The organism is Roseateles sp. (assembly GCF_049240545.1).
GTDB lineage: Bacteria > Pseudomonadota > Gammaproteobacteria > Burkholderiales > Burkholderiaceae_C > Paucibacter_A.
This window is the reverse complement of the sequence record NZ_JBMLSK010000169.1, coordinates 1-3,168: the sequence shown is the minus strand read 5'-3', so window position 1 is coordinate 3,168 and position 3,168 is coordinate 1. Positions and strand designations below refer to the sequence as shown.

At 63.1% G+C, this 3,168-nt stretch carries 4 protein-coding genes and 1 pseudogene; 3 read left to right on the top strand and 2 right to left on the bottom strand.

All coding sequences use genetic code 11. From position 1 onward, the window contains the following. Nucleotides 1-28: 28 nt before the first annotated feature. Complete coding sequence (locus tag ACOVRJ_RS11040) at nucleotides 29-871, bottom strand: LysR family transcriptional regulator (protein ID WP_422043901.1); 843 nt, start codon at nucleotides 869-871, stop codon at nucleotides 29-31. Between the two features lie 106 nt (nucleotides 872-977). Between ACOVRJ_RS11040 and ACOVRJ_RS11035 the strand changes: the two genes are divergently transcribed. From ACOVRJ_RS11035 to ACOVRJ_RS11025, 3 genes and pseudogenes are all read left to right on the top strand, one after another. Then, on the top strand, nucleotides 978-1,772 hold the full coding sequence (locus ACOVRJ_RS11035; RefSeq protein ID WP_422043900.1) for a dienelactone hydrolase family protein: 795 nt from the start codon (nucleotides 978-980) through the stop codon (nucleotides 1,770-1,772). Between the two features lie 254 nt (nucleotides 1,773-2,026). Then, complete coding sequence (locus ACOVRJ_RS11030) at nucleotides 2,027-2,434, top strand: transposase (protein ID WP_422043902.1); 408 nt, start codon at nucleotides 2,027-2,029, stop codon at nucleotides 2,432-2,434. After that, a pseudogene (locus ACOVRJ_RS11025) lies at nucleotides 2,332-2,784 on the top strand (IS5 family transposase); the annotation flags it as partial. The gene ACOVRJ_RS11030 and the pseudogene ACOVRJ_RS11025, both read left to right, overlap by 103 nt. Before the next feature lie 2 nt (nucleotides 2,785-2,786). Here the strand turns inward: ACOVRJ_RS11025 and ACOVRJ_RS11020 are convergent. Continuing rightward, nucleotides 2,787-3,168: hypothetical protein (locus tag ACOVRJ_RS11020; protein WP_422043899.1), on the bottom strand; the 382-nt coding region annotated here is incomplete at its 5' end.

Genomic DNA, 3,168 nt, shown 5'->3' with positions numbered 1-3,168 from the left:
CAGCCTCCGGCTGATCGGCCGCTTGTCGTCAAGGTGGCGAGGCTGGACGCTCACGATACACAAGATGCGCATTGATTGGGCGCGAGCGCCAACCCTGGAAGGGTTCGACCAAGCGCCCCTGAGCCAGGGCCGATGCGACCATGAAATCTGGTAAGAACGCATGGCCCTCGCCCCGCTCCGCCAGCTCCTGGAGCGCGCGAAAGCCCTGCACGGCGATCTGCCCTGATACGTCAAGTGTCAAGACGCTGGAGGTGTCGGCCTGATTGGCCAGCACCCATCGGTCATCGAACGCGTGATCCGAAAAGATTAGGGCAGGGTGCGAACTCAGGTCGCGCGGATCGCTGAGTGCCAGACGGTGCGCCAGCCTCGGACTGCAAACCACGCGTCTTTGAAAGCTTCCCAGCTTGCGCGCCACAAGCTGAATGTCCGCCACCTGCCCGAGCCGCACGGCAAAGTCGTGCCGCGGGTTTTGGATGTCGGCTGGGTCGTAGCTGAGGTGCAGGGCCAATCGAACTTCAGGAAGCCTGACGGTGAGCCTTGGAACTAAGGCCGCAGCCAGCATGGTTCCAAATTCCGGCGATGCCGAGATCCGGACATCGCCCCGCACCTGCGTGTGCCCCTGAAGCGCGTCTTCGCGCAAGTGGTCCAACTCGGCCAGGACGGACTGCGCGCGCCGAAGCACGAGTTCGCCCTCGGATGTCAGCGAAACACGCCTCGACGAGCGCACGAACAAGCGTACACCGAGTGATTGCTCCAAGAGGCGTATGTGATTGCTGACCGCCGACTTGGCCAACCCTAGTGCGTCCGCTGCACCGGTGAAGCCCTGGTGTCGCGCGACCGCCACCATGCTTTTGAGTTGAGAAAGCTCCATTTGTTGTTCTCAAACCCAGAACGTAATGTTCTTGCAATGATCATTGTGCACGTTTTGATAAATTGATGCAATGCGTTTCCCCTCACTTGCTCCCAGGAAACGCACCATGAACCTCAAGAAGATCGTTGCCGGCGCCATCGCTGGCCCCCTGCTAGCGGCAAGCGCCGCGGCAGCTGTCGCTGAATCGCCGTTGGAGTACGAGATCGACGGCAAGCCGTTCTCCAGTGAACTGGTGCGCGCAGCTTCCAAGGGCTCTTTGTCGTCGTCAGAAGGCGTTGTCGGAGTGCTCCTCACACCCGACTGGACAGGCATCAATGAGCACGCCCGCCTTCAGGCTCGCAAGCTGGCGCAGCAGGGTGCCGTCGTACTGATCGTTGATCTCTACGGTCGCGGCATTCGCCCGCAAGACGACAGCCAGGCTCACGCGGCATCGGCTCCGTTGCTGGCGGATCGCATGGAGGTCCGGCGCCGGATGCGGGCGGCGCTATCAGCACTCCAGCAGCAGCTGCCAGCTGGCGTGCCGGTGAAAGCCCTGGGCTTCAGCTTCGGTGCCATGGCCTCGCTGGAATTGGGTCGAGGCGGCGCAGCCCTCTCCGGCGTCGCGGTGGTGTGGCCCGTGCTGCACAACCCTGATGCGGCCTCTGCTCGGCACATCAGCGGGCCGGTGCTGGTCATCCAAGGAACGCGTGACGGGTTCTCGACGCTGGCGCAAGTTCAGTCCTTCGCGGAGGAGATGGATGCCGCCGGCCGGCGCTACGAGATCGTCCTCTTCGGCGGTGTTAAGCACGGCTTCACGATTCCCGGCCTTCCGAACCGTCCTGACCACCCGTTGGCCACTGACCCCGCCGCCAGTGACGCCACCGACATCCGCCTGCTGCAGTTCCTGCTGAACAAGGGCTGAGCACGAGGCTGAGACCAAGGCGTGCGTGTAACGCGTTCTGTGGGGTGCCCGTGGCGTACCAAGCGAGCCTCGGTTTGAAGGTGCAGCACTTCCTGCTGCGCCGGGCCACGCCGATCGTCTGCGCCGAAGCGGCGGCGCAGCAAGTGCTGGCCGCCCGCGCGCCCTTGTTCGCCCAGCCGGTGCGGCTCCTGCTCATCAGCTGGGGCCTGTTAACACTAATTGCGCCGAGGCCATCTGACTGCGACAGTCGTCACATGGAGATCACCAAAGCGCAGTTCGAACAGATCGCTGAGTGCCTGCCGCGTCAGCGCGGCAACGTCAGCCTCACCAATCTGCAGGTGCTCAACGCCATCCTCTATGTGGCTGAGCACGGCTGCAAATGGCGCGGCCTGCCCAAGCGCTTCGGCAACTGGCACACCATCTACACGCGCATGAGCCGCTGGGCCAAGTCGGGCGTTCTTGATCGTGCTTTCGAGCAGCTACAGCGCGCGCAGATCGTGCAGATCAAGCTCGAAGCCGTGTCGCTGGATTCCACCAGCGTCAAGGTGCATCCAGATGGCACCGGCGCGCCAAAAAAAACGGTCCGCAAGCTATCGGCAAGTCCCGTGGCGGTTGGAACACCAAGATCCATCTCGTCGCGGCGGACGCGCGCACGGCCATAACGTTCTCGCTCTCGCCTGGCCAGGCGCACGATGCCGCCGAGGGCCGCGAGTTGCTGACCCGCTTGGGCAAGCCAGATCGGCCCCTGCACCTCATCATGGATCGCGCGTACGAGGGCAACGAGACTCGGCAACTCGCGCTGGACTTGGGCTACTCGCCAGTGGTGCCGCCCAAGAGCAACCGGCTGGAACCTTGGGAATATGACCGCGAGATGTACAAGCGGCGCAATGAGGTCGAGCGACTGTTTCGCCGCCTCAAGGGCTATCGCCGCATCTTCTCCAGGTTCGAAAAGCTCGATGTGATGTTCCTGGCCTTCATCTGCTTCGCACTCATCGCAGACGGGCTGCGGTAGTGTTAACAGGCCCTAGTCAAAATGCCGACGACTGCGAGGCCAAAGGCCATCAATTCGAGTGCGAGGACCGAGAGCACCGAGATTTGCGATGCAGCCCGCTCATCTGCGAGGCAGTAGCCACTCTGCTGATAGCGCTTTAGGCATGCCCAGGAGGCGGCGGCAAACACAAGAGCCACCAAAAGGAGGGCCAGTGTGCTGACGACGGCCTGCGCAGTCGCAGCAAGTTGGAGGTGTGCGGACTTGATGAACATGGCGCCTAGCAAGAGCAACAGGACCAGGAGCGGAATCGAGGCTCTGTAGGCGCCTGCCATGGTGCCGCTGAACCGGCCGCGCTGCGGCGAGTGCGGCCACGACAAGCTGCTGGCGTTCAGCTGCAAGCGCCGC